The sequence below is a fragment of the Candidatus Anoxymicrobium japonicum genome (genome assembly GCA_002843005.1).
Taxonomy (GTDB): Bacteria; Actinomycetota; Geothermincolia; order Fen-727; family Anoxymicrobiaceae; genus Anoxymicrobium; species Anoxymicrobium japonicum.
Genome location: PHEX01000023.1, coordinates 1 through 21,601, shown reverse-complemented (window position 1 = coordinate 21,601; position 21,601 = coordinate 1). Strand labels below are relative to the sequence as shown.

The following is a 21,601-nucleotide window of genomic DNA, read 5'->3' as shown; positions in this document are numbered from 1 at the left end:
CACGGCCACGTCCCGATCGAAGCGATCCCCGGCCTGATCCGCACGGCCGACATCGGCGTCGTGCCGGTGCGCCGGGACGTCTTCACCGACACCATCCTGCCAACGAAGCTGATAGAATACGCCTACCTGGGGATCCCGGCGGTCGTGGCCCGCACGAGCACCATTGGTGAATACTTCGACGCGGACATGGTGGCCTTTTTTGAATCGGGCAACGCCGAGGATCTGGCCCGGCAGGTTCTGGCGCTCCACCGAAATCGGGAAAAAGGCCGGGCTCTCGTTGCCCGATCCCGGCGCTTCCTCGAAGCCCACAACTGGAGCCACGAGAAGCAAGTCTACAGGGCCTTGATCGACCGTCTGGTCAATGGGCCGGTAAAAAATAGTGCACAGGAGCGACACGTATGATCCGCATTCATCCGACCGCCGAAGTCTCGCCAGAGGCCGAGATCGGCGAGGGCACCTCCATCTGGCACCAGGCACAGGTCCGGGAAGGCGTGCGCCTGGGCGAACAGTGCATCATCGGCAAGAACGTCTACATCGATTTCGACGTGCCCATCGGGGATCGGGTCAAGATCCAAAACAACTGCTCGGTCTACCACGGCGCCGTGCTGGAGGACGGCGTCTTCGTGGGCCCGCACGTTGTGATCACGAACGACCTCTACCCCCGGGCGATCAATCCCGACGGCACCCTGAAGGGGGACGACGACTGGGAGGTCAGCCCGGTGCGGCTGTGCTACGGCGCATCGATCGGCGCACGCACTGTGATCCTGCCCGGCGTGACGGTCGGCCGGTTTGCGATGGTGGGGGCCGGCTCTGTCGTCAACCGGGACGTGCCGCCCCACGGGCTTGTCGTGGGCAACCCGGCCCACCTGATCGGCTACGCGTGCGTTTGCGGACGGCGGCTCAGGGCCGAGGGGGATGCCCCCACCGCGGGCCTGATTTGCGAGTGCTGCGGCGCCCAGTACGCCAATCCGCCAGAGGCGTGAAGCGACGGTGATCCCATTTTCCGACGAACAGCCCAAGCACACGAGGCCCGCACATGATGACTGATAACCTGGCGCAAACGCCACTCAGACTATCGGAACCGGTGCGGGCTGCGTTACGTTGCCCCGCCTGCCAGAACAAACTGATGCTCACCGAAGATAGGCTACGATGCACCGGGGAGCGTTGCGCGATCGAGTTTCCCATCGTCAACGGCGTGCCAGTCTTGATCAACGAGCGCAACAGCCTGTTCGCGATCGACGATTTCGTCCAGCAACGGGACACCTTTTTCGATCTGCACGAAAGCCGTCTCAAGAAAACGGTCGAGCACCTGATCCCTGGCATCAGCCGGAACGTGAGGGGCCGGCAGAACTACGCGCGCCTCGCCGAGCTACTGCTCAAACAAGTCGATGCGCCCAGGGTGTTGGTGGTCGGCTGCGGGATGACCGGCGAAGGGATCGAATCCCTGGCGGCCCAGTCGGCCATCGAGATCGTCAACACAGACGTGTCATTCGCCCCCCAGACAGCGCTGATTTGCGACGCGCACGACCTGCCTTTCGACGACGGCGCGTTCGATTGTGTTATCGCGCAGGCCGTCCTGGAATACGTGGTCGATCCCTATCGTTGTGCGGCGGAGTTCTATCGGGTGCTCGGTGGGCAAGGGCTCGTTTACGCCGAGACGCCGTTCATGCAGCAAGTGCATGGCGGCCGTTATGATTTCACCCGCTTCACGCATTTGGGGCACCGACGGCTGTTCCGAAACTTCGAGGAGATCGACAGTGGGGCCATCGGCGGGCCCGGCATGGCTTTGGCGTGGGCGTACCAGTACTTCCTGTGGAGTTTCGTCAAGTCGAAGCTCGCGCGCAAGGCGCTGCAGGCCTTCGCCGGATTGACGGCCTTCTATCTCAAGTTCTTCGACGGCTATCTGATCGACAAGCCCGGCGCACTGGACGCGGCCGCAGGGTGTTATTTTCTCGGTCGCAAGAGCACGCGGATACTGACCGATCGCGAGCTGATCCAGGGTTACCGGGGCGCGTTTTCCTAGAACCGGGCCGGATGCTCTGGCCGGTCTCCGACCGAGCCAGGGGACGGTCACAGTGTCTACACATCAGGCTTGACAGAAGAGCGATCTTTAGAGTAGTGTATCATCTGACATGTTACCAAATGCGCGTCTCCTGGCACGAACATCTTTGGGGTGGCTGCTTTGGCCCCTGGCTGCGAAACTGATCCCCCGGAAGATCGGCGGCGATCAGGGATTGGTACTCATGTTTCACCACGTGGGGCGACCGGTCCTGCCAGGCGCCGAAGACTATCTGTTCCTGTCGGTCGCGGAACTGGGAGAGGTCCTCGATTTCGTCAGGGCGGAACTCTGCCCGCTGGAACCGCTGGACTTCCTGGCGCGCTTGGCCGCGGGCACCTTGCCGCCCAAAGCGACGATGCTGACGTTCGACGACGGCACAGTCGACCAGGTGAGCCTGGCCGCGCCGGAGTTCGTGAAGCGAGGGCTGAAGGCGGGCTTTTTCGTGTGCCCCGGCCTCATCGAGCGCGGTGATTCCGTACCCTCGCTCGACCTGGCAACCCTCTGCCAACACGCGCCGGCCGGCCGCCACGCGATCATTCTGGACGCGGGCCCAGGAGAGCCGACGTGCCCGCCGCTCTTGATCGAGATATCGGACCAGGCATCGCGCGGCCAAGCCTACGCCGCGCTGCTGCCGCTGCTGCGACAGCCAAGCCGCGCACGCGCCCGGTTTCTAAGCGCTGTTCGACACGGCCTCGGCGTCGCGGCCGACGTGCGCTGCGACTACCGACTGGCGACCTGGGAGGAACTGCGCGCGCTGACTGCGGCGGGCATGTACGTGGGCAATCATACCCTGTACCACTCGACCGTCGCGGCCGACGGCATCGCGCAGTTCGAGGCCGATGTCGCGCAGGCGTATAGGATTTTGGACCAGCAACTCCCGCCAACGCGGCGCATTTTCTGCTACCCGTATGGCCGCGCAGAGGATGCTACCGCCGCGACCACCCTGGTTTTGCAATCGCACGGAGTGTCCCACGCGTTCGTCGTGCAAGGCGGTCTGGCCAGGCCCGTCCGAACCGGCCCCTGGAATTTGCATCGCGAAGCTGTAAGCTATAATATTCAGGCGGCAAAGCTGGCGGCATTGCTCGCTTTATTCCGGTGACAGCGCGCCTTGGCATCCTGGCGCCGCGATCCCTGACGAAAGACCGGCGGAACGCCCCTCGAGCGTAGGCCGGCAGCGGCTGGTCCGGCCGACACGTCGATGTCGCCGGACCGAATCTAAAATGCACTCGCTCTTCACTCAATCGAGTGGGGGTGAGAGGTCGTGAGGAGTAGAGAAGAATGATGCATGTGGGTGTTATTGGCGTTGGCGCCATGGGGCGAAATCATGCCCGTGTTTTCGCACAAATGCCGGAGGTCAATCTGGTCGCATTGGCCGACGTCGACACGGAAACCGTGCAGCAAATCGCTCGCACATATAAGGCAAATGCTTATACCGACTATCACGAGATGCTCGCCAAGGAGAAGTTGGATATCGTCTCGGTCTCCGTGCCCACACGCTTACACGCCGCGGTCGCGCTGGATGTGATCGCGCATGGCGTGCACATCTTCATCGAAAAACCGCTGGCGATAACCCTGGACGAGTGCCAGGCCATCATCGACGCGGCCCGGCAAGCCGGCGTGCGCCTGGGCGTGGGGCACATCGAGCGTTTCAATCCCGCCATCCTGGAGCTCAGACGACGCCTGGAAAACAACCAATTGGGGCGGGTCTTCCAAATCCGATCGCGGCGCGTCGGCCCGTTCCCCAGCCGGATCATGGACGTCGGCGTCGTGTTCGATCTGGCCACGCATGAGCTGGATATCATGGAATACCTGATCGGCTCACCCATCAGAAACCTCTATGCGGAAACGGAGCAGGAGATCAACGCCAGCCATGAGGATCTGCTGTCGGGGTTGCTGAAGTTCGAAAACGGTGCGGTCGGCGTCCTGGACATCAATTGGCTGACGCCCACCAAAATCCGTGAACTCTCCATCCTGGGTGAGCGTGGCATGTTCCACGTCAACTACCTGACCCAGGAACTGTATTTCTACGAAAACAACTACGCCAACGGCTGGGAAGGCATGGTCGCGCTGATGGGGGTCAGTGAAGGTCGGATCACAAAGTACGAATTGCGCCGCCGCGAACCGCTGGTCGAAGAACTCACGGACTTCGTCTCGGCCGTCACCGACGGGCGGGAGTCACTGGTCACTGGCGAAGAAGGCATGCGTGCGGTCTATCTCGCCGACAAACTGGTGACCTCCGGCCTCAATCACCAAATCTTGCCGGTCAACGGCCATTGACAGAAGGTAGGGGTGATGCCTTGCGTCTGCCGCATCTTCTCAATATGTAGGGGCGATCCCTCCGTGGTCGCCCTGGGCGGGCACAGAGGCGGCTAGCGCTAGCCCCCTCCCCCGGATTATTGAGCAGATACCGTCTCTCTGCCCAAGCGGGCGCCCGCAAGGCATCGCCCCTTCCCTGGATTGTTGAGATGATATACTCGGGAAGGTTCGCGTGAGAAAGATGGCATGAGACAGTCAGTCAGCGACGCGCCATCCGCATCCTTATGGCGCCGAGAAGGATACGTCGTGCTGCTGCCCCTGCTGCTGGTAGCGGGGCTGTATGCGTCTACGCTCTCCATCAACCACACAGAGGCAGAGGACAGCCTGTGGTACCTGCGCGCGATCACCTATGGCACGCTGGAAGAGCAGTTCCACCCCAACCACCTGATTTACAACGCCGTCAACCACCTTTTCTATCGCGGGTGGCAACTGCTCGGCTACGGGGATACCGCGGAACTCCCGGTCAAGGTACTGAACATCAGCGGCGGCCTGATTGTCCTGCTGTTGATCTACAGCCTTGGCGTACGCGCCGGTTTGCCGCGCGGGTTGCGATATTTTGCCATGCTAGCGACCGCCTTCTCATACGGCTTTTGGTGGTACAGCGTCGAGTGTGAAACCTACATTCTGCCGATCATCTTCATCCTGCTCAGCGTCCATCGGCTGTTGCTGATCCAGCAAGACTTCGCCCCACCGCGGCGCCACGTGCTGCTGGGCGTGTTCAACGCGTTGGCGATCTTGCTCCACCAACAACACCTGTTGCTCGTCGGCGTAGTGTTCATCGGCTACGCGCTGATCTTCTTCGTCGGCCGGCGTCAGATCACCTGGGGCCGCTTCCTGAGCCGCTTCGCACTGTATGGCATCGTCGGTGGCGGACTCACGCTGGGGACTTACCTGGCGGTGGCGTCCGGGGTCTACCACCGCACGTCCCTCGGTGAAATAGGGGCCTGGCTCTCTTCAGGCAGCCAGGCAGGGGGCTACGGTTATGGGCTCAGCCTGGGTTCGTTCAAAGCGATCATCGGCTTTACCCGGGCGTTCGTCGGCGGACACTCTTTCTTTGCGCTGCCCGGCGTAACGGCCCTCATCCAAAGGCTGGTCCCCAACTACCAACTGGCCGAAGAAGTGTTCCTGGTCAAGGATTTCCCGCCGGTCAAGACGGTTACGCTCACGGCGCTTTCCCTCGTCTTCTTCGTCGCGGCCGGGCTCATCATCGTGCATCTGATCCGCCGCGGCACACCGCGGATGATCCGCTTCGACCGGGATCACGCCACAAGCCGGCATTTTTTGCTGGTGTTGCTCGCGGCATACCTGACGCTGTATGCCCTGTTCAACGTCTGGTACCTGCCCGAGAGCATCGAAGTATGGATTGCACTGGCGCCGGCCTTGACGCTGTCGATTGCTGTCCTGACGGTCCCGGTCGTGCGCGAAAGGCGGATGCCCGTCTATCTGGGTCTTGCGTTGGCTTGCCTGTTGGCCGTCAACCTGTGGGGCAGCGTTCTACCGCAACTGGACCGGGCACACGACTATTGGTACCAGGTCAACTCGTGGTTCATCGACAACGCCCGGCCCGGCGACCTGGTCGTCTCCGGCGCCGGCTACATCTCAGACGGCTACATCGCCTTCTACGCGCATGCCAGGGTCCTCTCGACGGTGGACGCGGGCAGGGATCTGGAGCACCGATTCCAGCGAGCTCTCACCGTCTACAAGCCCAAACGGATCTTCATCTCCTCAACCGTGGCTGCGCCGCCCCGAAACGCTGCCGCCCTGGCGGGCCAAGAAAATGACTTCGCCCGCGCATTGTTCGACAAACTGAGACCTGATCTCAAACCCGAGGAGACCGACATCTGGCAGGAGATCTACTCATACACCGCTGCTCGGCAATGAGCCGGACGCCCAATGTCATTAAGTTAAGACCTGACAGGTTTCCCGAAGTAGCGTTTCAAGTCGGATTCGGTCTCATCAGAGGTGGATGTATGCTGAAAAGTGACCTCGAAAACCTGTCAGGTCTGGGCTAGTTCCCTTATCTTAATGACATTGGCCGGACGCCTGATTGGATCTTCCTGGTTTTCTTTGTGGTCGTGACGTCTTTGCTGTCCGATTCCGTCGCTTCACGGGCCAGGTTTCGAGTGTTCAAGGGGCCAAATCGTTTGGAACGATGCGGGTTCTATGATACAATGTGTGCCGTGTTCCCGCGGGGAGGGCGTGAGCCCTCCCTTTTGCGTGGGAAAACGGCCAGTCCGACTCTTGCAAAATGGTCACATTGCCAACAGGCCCTGTTCATCTCTCGTTCACCTTGGTCCGCTAAACTAGCCTATGGCTTGTGGTATACCGTACGGTGGTCGAGACGCGCTGAGACGCGCTCAGGGGAGACAAATTGAACAGTAACGGAAAATCGACGTTGCACAAACTCGCCTCTGCTGACTGGGGCAGGTTGATCAACGGCGCATTTGATTACAATATTCGATCTCACTTTGGCGTACTGCCACCCAAGCTACTGCAACTGATCTCGAACTACCGCTGTAACGCGCGTTGTGCCATGTGCAACATCTGGCAGATACCCCACAAACATGAGATGAGCGTGGATGGGTTCGCCGCGATCATCGACCCGGACCCCATCTTCGACAGTATCGAAGATCTCACCGTCGCCGGCGGAGAAGCATCATTGCGCGCCGACCTGGTGGCACTTGTCGACTACCTGGTAGACCGTCTTCCCACAGTGCACACCCTCTCTATGGTGAGCAACGGCTTCTTGCCCAAACGCATCCTGACGCAGACCGAAGCGATCTTGAGACTGCTCGAACCCAAAGGCATCAAATTGAGCATGTCGGTCTCGGTGGACGGGGTCGGCGCCCTCCACGACCAGGTCCGGGGCATCCCGGGCGGCTTCGACAACGTGATGGAAACCTTGACTGGGTTGCAGACGCTCCAAAAGCAGCACGATTTCTGGCTCGGTGTCGGTTATGTCGTGATGCACCAAAACCTCCGGCACGCCCTGGAATTCCGAGAATGGGGCCGGGCTCGCAATCTCGACGTCGGCTTTCAGATCGTCGCATTCCATGAAAGCTATGTCGGCAACGTTGACCGCCAAGATGACGTTGACTTCCGGCCTGAAGATAAGGCTGACCTGATCGCGTTCATGGAACAGTTGGCGAGCGAGCGTTCCTTGGGCAACCTGGCCGCCTTCTACTGGAATGACATGGTGCGGATGTATCGGGACGGCGCGCCGCGCGTGACCCCCTGCCCCTACAATCTGGAGGGGTTAGCGCTGGACTGCTACGGCGACGTCTACTACTGTCTCTCCACACCCAAGATTGGCAATGTCCTCCAAGACGGGCGCTCGGTCAGCGAGATCTACTATGCTCCCGAGAACCTCAGTTACCGCTCGGGGAAGATGCGGAACAAGATCTGCCCGGTCTGCAATAGCGGCTGCGGCACCGAGATCGCCATCAAGAAAGATGTCAAGGAATACCTGCAATTCCTGGCTACCGGCCGGTAACCAGGTTGCTGGGAACCCCGATCGTGTATGGCATCCGAGCGCGTGATCCAGGCGTTCGAGGCGACGTGCACCGTTCGCCGGGTAAGATCCCACACCACCCATATCGAGGAGATAAGAAAACCATGAACAAACAGACACCATTGTGGGCTAGCGTCGCGTTGATCATCACGCTGGCCGTCGTATCCGGCGTGGGGGCGGCGCCAGCGCCGGCGCCCAGCTTTCCTCAAGCGGTCCCGGCCGCAGTGGCGCTGGCAGCGCCACCGGCCCCAGCCGCGCCGGTTTCTCCAGACGCCGCGCCGGACAAGCTGACCGCCGGCCAAAACCCGGGCGCCTACTATCTGGACTATGGCGACACCACCCTGGATCCCAACATCTATCCCGTCAAAGGTGCGATCCGCTTCTTCAGTTGGAGCGATCTGAACGACGCCGAAGACCACTACTTGTGGCCGGCGCTTGAAAGCTGGGTCAACCAACGCTACAACATCGGGCTGAGCACGGGCATCTTCATCAGCCCCTACGATGGCGAGTACAACGGCGACATCCGCGCCTGTCCCGACTTCGTGATCGAGACCCCCGGCGCCATGATCGTGTTTCCCGACGGGGAGTACATCAACTACTACGCGGGCGGCGAAAACGGCAACTTCGAGGATGAGTATAAATCACACACGACCCAATGGACGCTGGCTGGGAACGCGCAGATCACCAACGCGGTGCCGGGCGGCAGTTGGGCGGCCAGGCTGGGGGGCACCGACAACGCCGCGGACAGCATCACCCATGCCAACATGCGCCTTCCAGCCATGCCGACCGGGTCCGATTGGCCCGGCGGTCGCAAGGCGGAGTTGCAGTTCCAGGTTTACGTTCAGACCACGGATGTCACGTCCAACGCGGATCACCTCTACCTGGAGTTAGTGGACGGCGCCGGTAATGTGCTCCAGCAGCTCGCCGACATCACCAACACCAGCGGCGTCGTGAGCACCTGGGTGGATACCGGCCCCATCGACCTCAGTACCTGGGTCAAAGGGTGGCGGCGGTTCCGGTTCCGCACCACGACGGATGCCAGCTCACCCACGACGTTCTACGTGGACAACGTCCAGTTGCGCGTGCGCCACGTCGTGCCCAAGTATTGGGCGGAGCCGTACAAGAATCTCTACCGCAAGTTCGTCACGGCATTGGGCGAGACGACGCGGTCAAATCAGAAGATCGATTTCATCTCCATCGGCACGGGCCTGCACGGTGAGACCCAGCCGGTCGACATCTACCGTCGCGGCGGCATCTACCAGCAATACATATTGAACGCTGGCCTGACCTCGAGCCTCTGGGTGAACACCGTCAATGAGATCACTGACATGTATGCCGCGGCGTTCTCCCAGGGCACGTTGCGGAAGAAGAACCTCTTGCTACAATTTGCGCCGTTCTTCCAGTACATCAGCGAGCGCAAGCAGTTCACCGATCACGCGGTTACGCGGGGTGTAGGGCTCTCGACCAACAACCTGATGCCCGAGTTGGACGGTGCGATCACCAATGACGGCTCGGGCGGCTATGACCCGATGATCGTGAACCAGCGCTACAACTTCGTGCCGATTGCCTGGGAAACCTACGCGAACTACGTCTGCTCGCCGGTCTTCACCTACTGGGCGCTCTTCAACGCGTTGGACAAGCACGGCGATTACCTGCGTTTCGACGCCGATATCTTGACCGGTTCGATGGGACCCGCCAACAAACCCGCGTTCGAATGGGCCAAGCACTACTGGGGCAAGACCGCGCTCAACACCCCCAGCGTATGGACGGTGATGCGAGAACACCGCAACCCGACCCCCTACTGTTACGCCAGCAACGCCCCATCCTACACTTACCCTGGGTCTTGGCCGAGCTGGCCGCAATTGGGCAACTTCAACTTCTGGCTTTATCAGGATGACAGCATCCCCGGCGGCAAGACCGTGCCGGAGACCAACGACAAAGGGGCCGACAGCCGCTACGCCTTTAATCCCGTCAATGGCCAGAGTTACACGTCGGCCGGCCTGGGCAACTGCCCGACGACAAACCGCTACGCCGACATCTTCCTGCCGAACTACCCGAACTACCCTTGCAACCTGGAGCCCTATAACGCCAAGCTGCCCAAGCTGAACGGGCAACTTGATACGAACTTCTACGTGCCCTACCCCTGGGATGGCGCCGGCAAGGAAGCCTGGGTGGTCCGCCGCACCGATCAGGCCACGGGGAACCCGTACATATGGTTCGACATCGACGAGCAGTACATCGATGGCAGCCTGTATTACGCCGTAGATATCACCGTCAAGTACTTTGACATCGACACGGATACCTGGTCCCTGAAATACGACAGCTCTTCCGGCGAAAAGACCGCGGGTACCGTGACCAAAACCGGGACCAAGCAGTTGAAGACCACGGTGTTCCATATCACGGACGGCCGGTTCGGTAACGGGCTGGCGAGCGGGCGGGCTGACTTTGTCATCGACTCTCGGGCCACCAACGGCGCCGACGATGGGAACGAATGGATCCACATGGTCGATGTCGCCAAGCTGAGTGGCTGGACCCCGACGCCGACGCCGACACCGACTGCCACGGCGACGAACACACCGACGATCACGCCAACCGCCACTCCCAGCACTGGCAGGGTGGAGGGCTATGCCTTCCATGACGCAAACGGCAACAGCGTGAAAGAGACCGGCGAAGTCGGGGTGGCGGGCGCAGTCATCGCCCTCAAGCAGGGCACGACGGAGCTCACGGCCACCTCGGGCGCCGATGGCTTCTATCGTTTCGATGGGGTTACACCCGGCCAGTATCTCTTGTCGGAGAAGACACCGCCCCCCGGTTATCTAGCCAGCCCGAACAGTGTCGTGATCGCTGTAGGCGCCAACCAGACGTTCATATGGGACTTCGGCCATCAACTGGCGCCCACGGCAACACCGACGGCCACCGCAACCTACACGCCGACCGCGACCAACACGCCCACGGCAACCCCGACGGCCACGGCAACCCCGACGGCCACCGCAACCTATACATCCACGCCGCAGCCCAAGGTTATGTACGTACCGTTGCTCCTGCGGTCGGCCCCATAGCCTCCTGACCACCCGGACGCCCACGCTGAACCGCGCGGGTGTCCGGGTGGTCACCTATACCATGCAAGTCCATAATGCCGGTTGTGCGTGCAACCGGCATCATGGACATCCTGGAGAAGAACGCCTATGCCAGCGAGCCACATCACCGACGCGGATTCGCGTGGGGCAAACCTCGAAGAGATGAACAATGCATCGGCCAGAAGGTATGTGCGTCTGGCGCTCGCGGTGCTGTTTACCCTGATAGCAGTGATTTGGCTGGGCTGGGAGCCAGTGGCGACCACAGATAAGGCATCACTGGCTGTCCAATTATTCACAGCGACCCCCACCCTGGCCCCCAACACGGGCGCCATCGCCGGATACGCCTGGCAGGACAGTAACGCCAACAGCTTTCATGATCCTGGGGAAACGTTGCTGGCAGGCATGCAACTCACCCTGAGCCAGGGTGGGCAAGTCCTATTCACGGCCACCACAGGCCCGGACGGCGAATATCGTTTCGCGAGCCTCGGGCAGGGCGTCTACACGCTTGTGGCCACCCCACCGACCGGCTATCAACTCACCACCGACGCATCCTACAACGTTTTCGTGACCGCGGGGGCCGTATTACAACTGAATTTCGGGGCCCGTTTCGTACCCACACCGACTCCCACCGCTACTCCCATTCCTACGCTGGACATCGATCATGCCCCGTTTGCCAGTTGTGGTGGCGTGGTTCTGGCTGACACCGCAGCCGGGCACAACGACGTCAGACGTTATGCCTGCCGGCCGGAGTGGAATGAGAGCGGTCCGGAGCTTGTATATCGCATCGAGTTGGGGCGCGGCCAACTCCTGACCGCTGTACTGCTGAACGCCACCGCAGACCTGGATCTCTTCCTGCTCCCTTCCGCCTACCCGGAAACCTGCTTGGTGGCCGGGGACAACTACATCTCTTTCAACGTCCAGCCCGGAATCTTCTTCCTGGCGGTAGACGGCTACCAGGGCGCCTCGGGAACGTTTACGCTGCGTCTAGAGTGCCCCTATGCGACACAGGCCACGATAACGCCAACGCCCACTCCGTCGGCTACACCTACGGCAACGGCCACCTTCACGCCTGGCCCAACGCCATCCGTCACGCCGACCCGCCCGGTGGACTTCAGTTACTTGCCGCTGGCGTACCGTAGCTACCCGCTCGCGACGGCGGAGCCGGTTACTCTCACCTTCCAGCAAGACCTGGACGGCTACACGGGTACGGCAGACACCATGATCAGCGTCTGGGAGACCGGGCGCAACTTCGGAGACTCGGACCGCCTACGATTGCGCTACGTCCGGAGCCCGGAAGGCACCGATATGGCGCCCTTGTTGCGCTTCAACCTGGCGCTCCTACCCACCGAGGCCACCATCGTCGAGGCCAAACTGAAACTATATCTGGTGGCCGCGCCCAAACACGACCTGCGAGGCCAAGTTCACGGCTTGCTGCACGACTGGGATGAGTATACGGCCACCTGGTTGCAAGCGGCCCACGGCGTACCCTGGGCGATGGAAGGTGCCCGCGACCCCGGAGGCGATTACACGCCGTGGAGCACTGATATTCAGCAAATTGAAGCGGCAGATCGATGGTACACATTCGATGTCACAGACCTGGTGCGCATCTGGGTTAGCCAGCCAAGCCAAAACTTCGGCCTCATCCTACTTGCCAAGGCAGGAGACAGCGATTCCAATGTGGAGGCCGGCTTTGCCAGCCGGGAGCACACCGATCGGACGCTGCGACCACAGTTGACCGTGGCCTATTGGGTGCCCGCGGCAACGACGTTATACTAATGGGTCACTTGACATGCCCAAAGCCATTCCGGCACCAGGCGCCCTTTGATACGCCCTGGCGGGCACTCAAGATGCCCAGGGTGGCGGCCGTAATGGCTACGATCGTGGCGACGTGTGCTGGGGACGCCAGCGCCGTCTGGGTCGAATCGCAAGCCACCCTCACGTGTCCCGCATTACGTGTCCCGCATTACGTGCCCCCCATTCTGCGCTGAGGACCACCTCACATGAGAGCAGTCGTCATAGGCGGGAATGGCTTCATCGGCAGCCACCTGGTGGATGCCCTTCTGGCCGACCGCTGGCAGATCACGGTGTATGATCGTGCGCCAGAGCGTTACCGACCGCCCATGCCGGGCGTTGAGTACGTTCAAGGAGAACTGGGAAACGCGGGGTTGCTCGGCACGGTGCTGGACGGCGGCGATGTGCTCTTCCATCTGGCCAGCACGACCATACCCGAGTCGTCCAACGACGCACCGATCTTCGACATCCAGAGCAATCTGGTCGACACCGTGCGGCTGCTGGATGTGTGCGTCGCCAGGCACGTCAAAAAGGTCATCTTCCTATCATCCGGCGGGACGGTTTACGGCACTCCTAACGCCTTGCCGGTGACTGAAGCCGCTCCCACCCACCCGATCTGTTCGTACGGGATCGTCAAACTGACCATCGAGAAATACCTGCAACTGTACAAACACCTGCACGACCTGTCTTACACGATCCTCAGGCCATCCAACCCATACGGCCCGAGACAGAACCCGGTGGGGCATCAGGGGGTCGTTGGCGTGTTTCTCGGCCGCATTGCTCAGGAACTGCCGATCTCCGTGTGGGGGGATGGTGAGATCATCAGGGACTACCTGCACGTGACGGACCTCGTGAGAGCCTGCCTGGCGGCCGCGACGACTGAGACAACCGGCCCCATCTTCAACATCGCCAGTGGGCAAGGCACGTCGCTGAATCAATTGCTGGAGGTGATCGAGAGGGTGATCGGGCGCCCACCACGCATCGTGCGCTTGCCGGCCAGGCCGTTCGACGTGCCTCGACTGGTGCTTGATAGCAAACGCGCCCAACGTGCACTCAGGTGGCAACCTCAGATACCGCTGGAGGAGGGCATACTGGATACCTGGAACTGGGTTCGCGATCTGCAATGGTTACATCGCGTGCCGTGAGTGGCAAGATGATCCTTGATGTGCAAGCAGGAACGAGCGCAGGGTCTGTACTGGCAGCAGGGAACGCCCCGCTCCATAACAAATCTTTCATCTTGACCACCCCTGGATTACAGGTTTTTGTCACTGTCGTATGGTAGATTTTGAATGACTCAACGCGGCAGGCATAAGCTCGTCATCATAGAAAAGGTGCGTCAGGGTACAAGTTATGGTGTACTCCGACGACCGGCAAAAGCGATCATAACATGCTCAACGAACACACCCATCTCGCCCCATGGCAGATCAGACTCGAGACGACAACCGGGTGGAACTTACGCCATCAAGTCTCACAGGCACTCTACCCGCTGGTCAAACAGTGGCTCGATATCTTGATCTCCATCAGCCTTCTGATCCTACTTGCACCGTTCATCCTGATGATTGCGATCGCGATCAAGCTGGATTCGCCGGGCCCCGTGATTTACATCCAACGTCGCAGCGGATTAGGTGGCCGGGTCTTTGATTTCTACAAGTTCCGGTCCATGACCAACGGCCACAACCATACCGAAGAGCATCGCCAATTCGCGGAGGCCTACATCAAGGGCAACGCCAGCACAGATCAGCAGGACACCAATGGCCACACTATCTACAAACCGGTGTCCAACGGCTACACGGTGACCAGGGTTGGCCAGTGGCTGCGTCGCACCAGTCTGGACGAGCTTCCTCAGTTGATCAACGTGATCAAAGGCGATATGAGCCTGGTGGGACCTCGCCCTTCGATTGACTATGAGGTGGCGCTGTATAACGAGCGCCACTGGAAGCGTCTGGCTGTATTGCCCGGGCTCACGGGCTGGGCGCAAATCAACGGCCGCAGCCGACTCAGCTTTGACGAAATCGTCGATCTGGACTTGGAATACATCCGCAAGCGATCGTCGCTCTGGGATTTGCAGATCCTGCTGAACACGGTGACGGTGGTGCTGAGCGCCGAGGACGCGGGGTAATCTGATACTTGCAAACAAAAGCTGAACACGGCCAGGCCTCCGGTGCGACAAGAACCGGTAGCGGGGTAATGCCGTGTCAGCTTTCGGTCGGCATCCGGAAACACAATCACCTATGGCGAACATCGTAACCTCCTCAAAAGCAAAGCCCATCCAAAGCCCGGCCAGGGTGCTTACGCGCCATGCCTTGATCCTGGTCGTGCTGGCGCTGGCCACGATCTTGCTGTTCGCGCTGGCAGATAGGACCCTACAAGTGGACCCCTACGAGTGGCTAAAAACCGCCGAATACCTCCATCAAACCGGGAACTCGGGATTCCAACACCGAAATATCCTCTTCAGCTACGTCTTGGCGATTCCCCTGTACCTCCAGCTCGATGCCGTATCTTTCGGACTGCTATTTTCAGGCATATCGCTGTTGATTTCCGCCTTTCTGCTCTACAAGATCAATCTGGAACACAGTTCGCCGACCGTCTCCGCGTACGTAAGCCTGCTGTTCGTGCTTTCCTACCCGTTCTTGCGCTATGCGACACAGGTGTTCTCGGACATCCCCACCGTCATGTTCATCGTGCTGATGGTGTACTTCCATTTCCGGTTTGTGAAACACCACAAGCCGTTGGACCTGGTGTTGGGGTATCTGACGGCATCGCTGGCCGTCAGCATGCGCTATGCCAGCGGGTTCTTCATCTTCGCCTTCGCCTACTTCATGTGGGTGACGCGCAAATACTACAAATGGCACATCAGCGGCGTTCTGGTCGCGCTGATCCCTTACATACCCCAACTTATCTACAACATCCAGTACATGGACAACCCGATCGCGGTGAGCTACACGTCAGTGCATCCCATCTTCGGGCTCCAGTTCTTTTTCAAGGACCTGGGTTCCGGGCACGAATTCCAGTTGCCCGGTTACCTCCGTTACATGTTCCTGGACTTTCGCGGGCTGTTTGTGTTGCTGACACCCATCGCGACCCTGGGCATGGTCAAGTCGTTTCGCAGAATCGGTTCGCCCATGGCGACCTATCTCGTCCTGTTCCTGACGTCGTTCACGTTGCTCCTGCCGTTTTATGCCTACTTCTCCAACCGCTACGCTATCCCGGCCATTATCCCCTGTTTCATCTGGCTGCCCATCGGTGTTTCCGAGATCGGCCGGTTGGCGCGGCGGCGTACCTGGCAGATACTCTATGTCGCGACCCTGGCTCTGCTGGCCTATGGGATGTTCGAGATCAGCTTTCAGGTGATCGAGAGTTCGCGCAGCCTGCACCAGTTACGCGAGCAGGTATTCTCTAGCCTCGACAGCGTAGTAAAGGATGGTGATATCGTATATACCCTCGATAGCGTGGCGCCCTACGCGCAAAGATACACCTCCGCCACACCCAAGACACTGGGCGTGTCTGAGGTGACACCCGAAATGCTGCAACAGCACGCCGGGCGCGATCGCTACATCGTCTGGACGCCGAAGTTGTCCACTTCAGAGGGGGGGAGTTGGGCCCTATCCATTGACAAAGTGCAAGATCGCCTGGTGCAGATTTCTACGGCACAATCGGGGGACGTCACGGAATTCCTCCTGTATCGCGTGTTGCGCCTGCTGCACCTGGAGCGATTCATCCCCCATGAAGTGTGGTACGTTTACAAAGTGATGCGTTGACGACACATGGACCCCAGCTACCAGACGTGTCCAGGGCCTTCGCACCGGAAAATCACATGCAGGAAACCCGTTATCACATCGAGAATGCAACATACAGGCGACTGGCGCTCTATCTCGTTGCCGTGTTTGCGCTCTTCCAGGCGCTATACTTCGCCCTGGGTGTCCGCTTCGACGGCAGCTCACTGCCCTGGTTCTGGCAGTATCTGGATCCGGCGCTGCTGCGAACTCGCCTGCTGGAAAGCGTTCTTTACCTCCACAGCCAACCACCGCTGTTCAACCTATTCCTCGGGATCGTGCTGAAGCTTGCGCCGGACCGGGAGATGCTGCTGTTCCAGGCCATATACCTGGTCTGCGGGCTCGTCTTCTACTGGTCGATCTTCTCTTTACAGGTCGAGTTGGGCGTGTCGAAAACCATCGCCCTGATCCTGAGCACCCTGTTCATGGCCAGCCCGTCATTCGTGCTCTACGAAAACTGGCTCTTCTACACCTTCCCGCTGGCCACCCTCGTCACGCTATCGGCGCTGCTGTTGTATGAGGCGTTGGCTCGCGACCACAGATGGGCGTTATGGCTGTTCTTCACCGTGCTGTTCCTCATCGCGGGCATACGGAGTCTCTTCCATTTTTCGTTTTTTATCTTCGTCACAGCCGCGTTGGCCATCCTTAACCCGGCCCACCGCAGAAGAATCGCAGTCGCCGCGCTGATCCCATTCATACTGCTCATGAGCCTATACGGCAAGAACCAGGTCCTGTTCGGCAGGTTCACGACCAGCACCTGGATGGGAATGAACGTTTGGACGATGACTGCCAGAAATCTACCACTTGTGCAACGCCTACAACTCATTGCAGAAGGCAAACTGTCCGCGGTATCACAATACGACCGATTTTCTGAGCTAGCGCGATACCCCGCGACATACCTGCTGGGCACAACGCAGTACGAAGATATCCCGGCGCTGCAACAAGTTCGGAAGTCCACAGGTTACTCGAATTTCAACCATGTGGCTTACATGTCCATCGCCGACGATTATCTCAAAGACGCCCTCTATGTGCTGAAACACGACCCGCCAACATATGTGAGTGGAAGCCTGCGGTCGTGGTATGCCTACTTCAGATCGAGCAGCGACTACGTATTCCTGGCGGCCAATCGTGCTAAACTGGCCGCCATCAACGACGTGTACGATTATCTGTTCTACGGGAAAATACCGTTCGACCTGGCCCGAGTGCCGCACCTGCCGATTTATACTGACAGCCGCGGGCACTGCCTCTACCTGTTCCTTTTGGTGGGTCTGCCCTTGGTAGTCGGCTATGGATTGCGCTTGTTCTTCACGGATAAATCACTCACTCGAGCCCAACGGATCACGATCATGTACCTGTGCTTCGTCGTGATCTTCGTCGCACTCCTCGGCAACTTTTTGGAGACGGGAGAAAACAACAGGTTCAGATTCATGACCGATCCATTCTCCCTGGCGTTGCTGGGACTGTTCATGCGCCGATGGGTGGCTCGGCGCCTCAACCGGACGTCTGGCGCCGCTCGTTATCCTCACAATAGGCCGACTTGACTATGGCGATTTTCTTCAATTTAGTGTAAGATTGTCCCAGGCGAGATCCAAAACGCCATATTCGGCCCGTATGCTCAGGCACCCACTGGCTCAGGTGATACAATGACATATTTCCGTAAATACAAGATGGTTATCTTGCTGATACTCGTGATCGCACTGACAACCCTGGCGTGGTCCACGACGCTCGCCTCGCCGGCCAGGTCCGAGACACAAGTCGCACCAGACGTCATCAACCACCCGGCCGGCGGCCCGGCCGGTGTGTATGTGTTTTATGATTGGCAAAACCTGGATCCCAACACTTACCCCATTACAGGCGGGCACATCCTGGTTACCTGGGATAAAGTCGAAGTTGGCCCCAACACCTACGATTGGTCGTGGCCTGACAATTGGATCAACAGCCTTGCTTCCCTCGGCAAAGAGGTCGGGCTGGCATTCAACGCCTACGACGGCCAATGTTGCGGCGGCATCAGCATCCCGGCCTATCTGAAACAGCAATCTCCCTCCACCGTAGTGACCTGCAGCGATGACGCGAAAATCCCGCGCTATTGGGACCCCGACTACAAGACCGCGTTCTCCAGTTTCGTTCACGCCATGGGGCACCGCTACAACAACGACCCGCGCATCGCCTGGGTCCAGATCAGCGTCGGCGTCTATGGGGAGCCGACTCCCGCCGAGGACGGCTACTACAGTTGCATGAAACAAGCAGGCCTGACCAGCGACATGTGGCTGAACTTCGTCAAGTGGTCCATCGATGTCCATCGCGACGCGTTCCCCGACAAACAGTTGCTGCTGCAGATGGTCCCCTACTTTGAGAAACGCAGCGAACGCATCGCCTTCACCGATTACGCAGCCAGCCAAGGCGTTGGTCTGAAACACAGCGCGCTCAAACCCGACGGCGGCGATGAAATGATCTACGATGACCCGAACTCCAGCACATTCGGTGGGGGCCAATACGATCCGCTCATCAAGTGGGGTGACAAGGTCGCGACAGCCTGGGAGGGCTACGACACCCTGTCCTGGAGCCTCAAGGGCCGGACCGCCTCCATGTGGGGCATCTACAACGCCCTCGACAAGCACCCTGACTACTTTACCCTGGATATCCCCCTCATCGTCGCCGATGACCGGCAGGACCTGGTAAGGTTCGCCAACACCTATGCGGGGCGCTCGCTGGTCAACACCCCCAGTGTGTGGGTCGCGCTGCGCGAAACCCAATACACGTACTTTCCAGACCGAGGCAACTTCGAGTTCTGGCTCTATCAGGACGACAGCGCGCCCGGCGGCCGGACTGTCCCCCTGTGGAACGTGAGCAGCGCAGCCGAGGGGCGTTATACCCGGCGCACCGACCAGGGTTCGGGTCACCCCAACATGTACTTCAACGTAGACAATCGCTATGCCTTCGGCAGTCGTCACCAGGCGACCATCACGGTCACCTACTACGACCAGGGCAACGACCGCTGGGAACTGCACTACGATGCTTACGACGATCCGGACAAGCTGGCGGGCACGGTCTACAAGCAAAACACCCGGACCTGGAAACAAACCCAGTTCACGGTGGCCGATGCCCACTTCGGCGACCGACAACCTGGGGGCAACGATTTTCGCATTTGGAGCGCCAACGATGGCGATGAGACCATCCACTTCGTCGATGTCGTGGTCCAACCTGGCGTGCCGGTCACCCTCATCCTCGAACCCGGGGTGAACGGCTACCAGGGTCTGAAAGACACCTACATCGACGCCTGGTCGCCCATGTCGAACTTCGGCACGGAGCCCGGGATATGGGTGCGCTCGCGGGATGTCATGTACGGCTTGCTGGCGTTTGATCTGGCAGCGCTGCCTCGAAATGCGGCCGTTGTGTCGGCGACGCTGCACCTGTACCAACAGGATGTCAGCAACACCAGCAACAACTTGACCCTGGCTGCCCATCGCTTGCTACGTCCTTGGGATGAAAGCGCGACCACCTGGAAAATGGCGACGAGTCACACACCCTGGACCGCGCCCGGGGCAACCGGCGACCTTGACCGGGTCGCCGCGGCGGTCAGCTCAGTAGAACTCCGGCCATCCGCCATGGGTCCAATATCATTGAACGTCACGTCTCTCGTCCAGCTTTGGGCCAACAATCCCAGTGCAAACTATGGGCTGCTCCTGAGCGGAACTTCCGGTGGCTCGGTCGCCTACGACTTCGGTTCTACTTCGACAACCAGTCCCGAGGCCAGGCCCCGATTGACGATCGAGTACTTCGAGCCGTCTCAGGCCACACCCACACCCACGCGAACACCGACCCGCCAGGTCACGGCGACGTCAACACCCACCTCCGGGCCGACCCCGACGCGCACGCCGAGTGCACCAGCACGATCGTTGGTGAGCCGGCGCGCGGTCAATCCCCCCACCATCGACGGGAACCTGGCAGAGTGGGTCCAGTCCGAGCACGCGTTGCTAGACGCCAGCACCGTTGACTATCTCACCGGCCAGGTGAACCCATCAGCGACCGACATCTCGGCGCGGGTCTACAGCATGTGGGATGACAACTGGCTCTACTTTGCCGCTCGCGTGGAAGATGATGTCATCGTGCGAGATAGCGCTAATATCTGGTGGGATGACGGGCTTGAGTTGGCCCTGGACGGCGCCAATGATCAGGTGAGTGGCGGCACGGATGACCACCAGTTCAACGTAGCGTCAGATGGCGCGCGCATGGAGTTCGGCTGGCAAAGCGTTCCCGACGCGCAACTTGTGGCCAAGCGCCGCGCAGGGGGATATGACGTGGAGTTGGCCGTGCCAGCTACAATACTGGCATCGGGCGCCCTGGTCGAAGGCAAAACGATGGGGTTCACTGTCGGGCTCATCGACGACGACGACGGCGGCGACCGCTCCGGATCCCAAGACAGCTACATGGTTTGGGAAGGCCGCAACACGGTCAACGGTGCGGCCGATTTCGGCAAGCTCATTCTCCACGCGGCCATCGACGGACCCACGACAACGCCCAGTGCCACAGCCGCCGCAACGGCCACGCCGCCGCGCACGAACACGCCTACGAACACACCGCTACCCACCGCGACCGCCACCCGGACGCCATCGCCCACCGCAACCTCCACGGAAACCTGGACGCCCTCCCCGACACTTACGCCAACCGCCACCCCCACTGCGACACCGGACGTCGGCACAGTGGACGGTGTGGCCTTCGACGACCTGAATGGTGACTCATCGTGGAATGTCGGAGAGCCGGGATTGGCGAGCGCTGTGTTGGTCTTGAAGCGGGACCAAGCCGAGACCTACACGGCAACGTCGAACGCCGACGGCATATTCGCTTTTGATGGCATCGCGCCCGGCCAGTACGTGCTGATCGAGAAAATCCCACCCCCTGGCTATCAGATCAACACGATCCCGGTGGTACTGGAGGTCAGGGCTAACCAACATCTGCCAAACGTGAACATCGCACACAAGGCCGCATCCACGCCGACCGCCACCGCGACGCGGACATGGACGCCCAGCCCAACGGCCATGGCTACCGCGACACCCACGGCGACCCACCCACCCAC

14 protein-coding genes are annotated in these 21,601 nt (G+C 60.1%); all 14 read left to right on the top strand.

Annotation, left to right across the window (positions count from 1 at the left end):
* Positions 1-402: hypothetical protein (locus CVT63_03605; protein PKQ28292.1), on the top strand; the 402-nt coding region annotated here is incomplete at its 5' end.
* Complete coding sequence (locus tag CVT63_03600; GenBank protein ID PKQ28291.1) at positions 399-983, top strand: N-acetyltransferase; 585 nt, start codon at positions 399-401, stop codon at positions 981-983. The genes CVT63_03605 and CVT63_03600, both read left to right, overlap by 4 nt.
* 56 nt (positions 984-1,039) lie before the next feature.
* Complete coding sequence (locus CVT63_03595) at positions 1,040-2,023, top strand: methyltransferase type 11 (GenBank protein PKQ28293.1); 984 nt, start codon at positions 1,040-1,042, stop codon at positions 2,021-2,023.
* A gap of 109 nt (positions 2,024-2,132) precedes the next feature.
* Positions 2,133-3,158 carry a hypothetical protein gene (locus tag CVT63_03590; protein ID PKQ28290.1) on the top strand — a complete coding sequence of 342 codons (1,026 nt, stop codon included), beginning with the start codon at positions 2,133-2,135 and terminating at the stop codon, positions 3,156-3,158.
* Between the two features lie 179 nt (positions 3,159-3,337).
* Entirely contained in the window at positions 3,338-4,336 is a 999-nt protein-coding gene (locus CVT63_03585) for a gfo/Idh/MocA family oxidoreductase (protein ID PKQ28289.1), read from the top strand.
* Positions 4,337-4,621: 285 nt separating this feature from the next.
* Positions 4,622-6,256: a hypothetical protein gene (locus tag CVT63_03580; GenBank protein PKQ28288.1), complete on the top strand. Its 1,635-nt coding sequence runs from the start codon at positions 4,622-4,624 to the stop codon at positions 6,254-6,256.
* 514 nt (positions 6,257-6,770) lie between these two features.
* On the top strand, positions 6,771-7,868 hold the full coding sequence (locus CVT63_03575; GenBank protein ID PKQ28287.1) for a hypothetical protein: 1,098 nt from the start codon (positions 6,771-6,773) through the stop codon (positions 7,866-7,868).
* A gap of 122 nt (positions 7,869-7,990) precedes the next feature.
* Positions 7,991-10,945 (top strand): hypothetical protein, encoded by a 2,955-nt coding sequence (locus CVT63_03570; GenBank protein ID PKQ28286.1) that lies wholly within the window; start codon positions 7,991-7,993, stop codon positions 10,943-10,945.
* Between the two features lie 126 nt (positions 10,946-11,071).
* Positions 11,072-12,739 carry a hypothetical protein gene (locus CVT63_03565; protein ID PKQ28285.1) on the top strand — a complete coding sequence of 556 codons (1,668 nt, stop codon included), beginning with the start codon at positions 11,072-11,074 and terminating at the stop codon, positions 12,737-12,739.
* Positions 12,740-12,963: 224 nt separating this feature from the next.
* The gene (locus CVT63_03560) at positions 12,964-13,899 is read left to right on the top strand and encodes an NAD-dependent epimerase (GenBank protein ID PKQ28284.1); all 936 of its coding nucleotides are present in this window, start codon (positions 12,964-12,966) and stop codon (positions 13,897-13,899) included.
* Positions 13,900-14,141: 242 nt separating this feature from the next.
* Positions 14,142-14,873, top strand: coding sequence for a UDP-phosphate galactose phosphotransferase (locus CVT63_03555; GenBank protein PKQ28283.1), 732 nt, complete (start codon positions 14,142-14,144; stop codon positions 14,871-14,873).
* Positions 14,874-14,985: 112 nt separating this feature from the next.
* Positions 14,986-16,512, top strand: a complete 1,527-nt coding sequence (locus CVT63_03550) for a hypothetical protein (protein ID PKQ28282.1) — start codon at positions 14,986-14,988, stop codon at positions 16,510-16,512.
* 56 nt (positions 16,513-16,568) lie between these two features.
* Positions 16,569-18,068, top strand: coding sequence for a hypothetical protein (locus CVT63_03545; GenBank protein ID PKQ28281.1), 1,500 nt, complete (start codon positions 16,569-16,571; stop codon positions 18,066-18,068).
* Positions 18,069-18,170: 102 nt separating this feature from the next.
* Positions 18,171-21,601: hypothetical protein (locus CVT63_03540; GenBank protein ID PKQ28280.1), on the top strand; the 3,431-nt coding region annotated here is incomplete at its 3' end.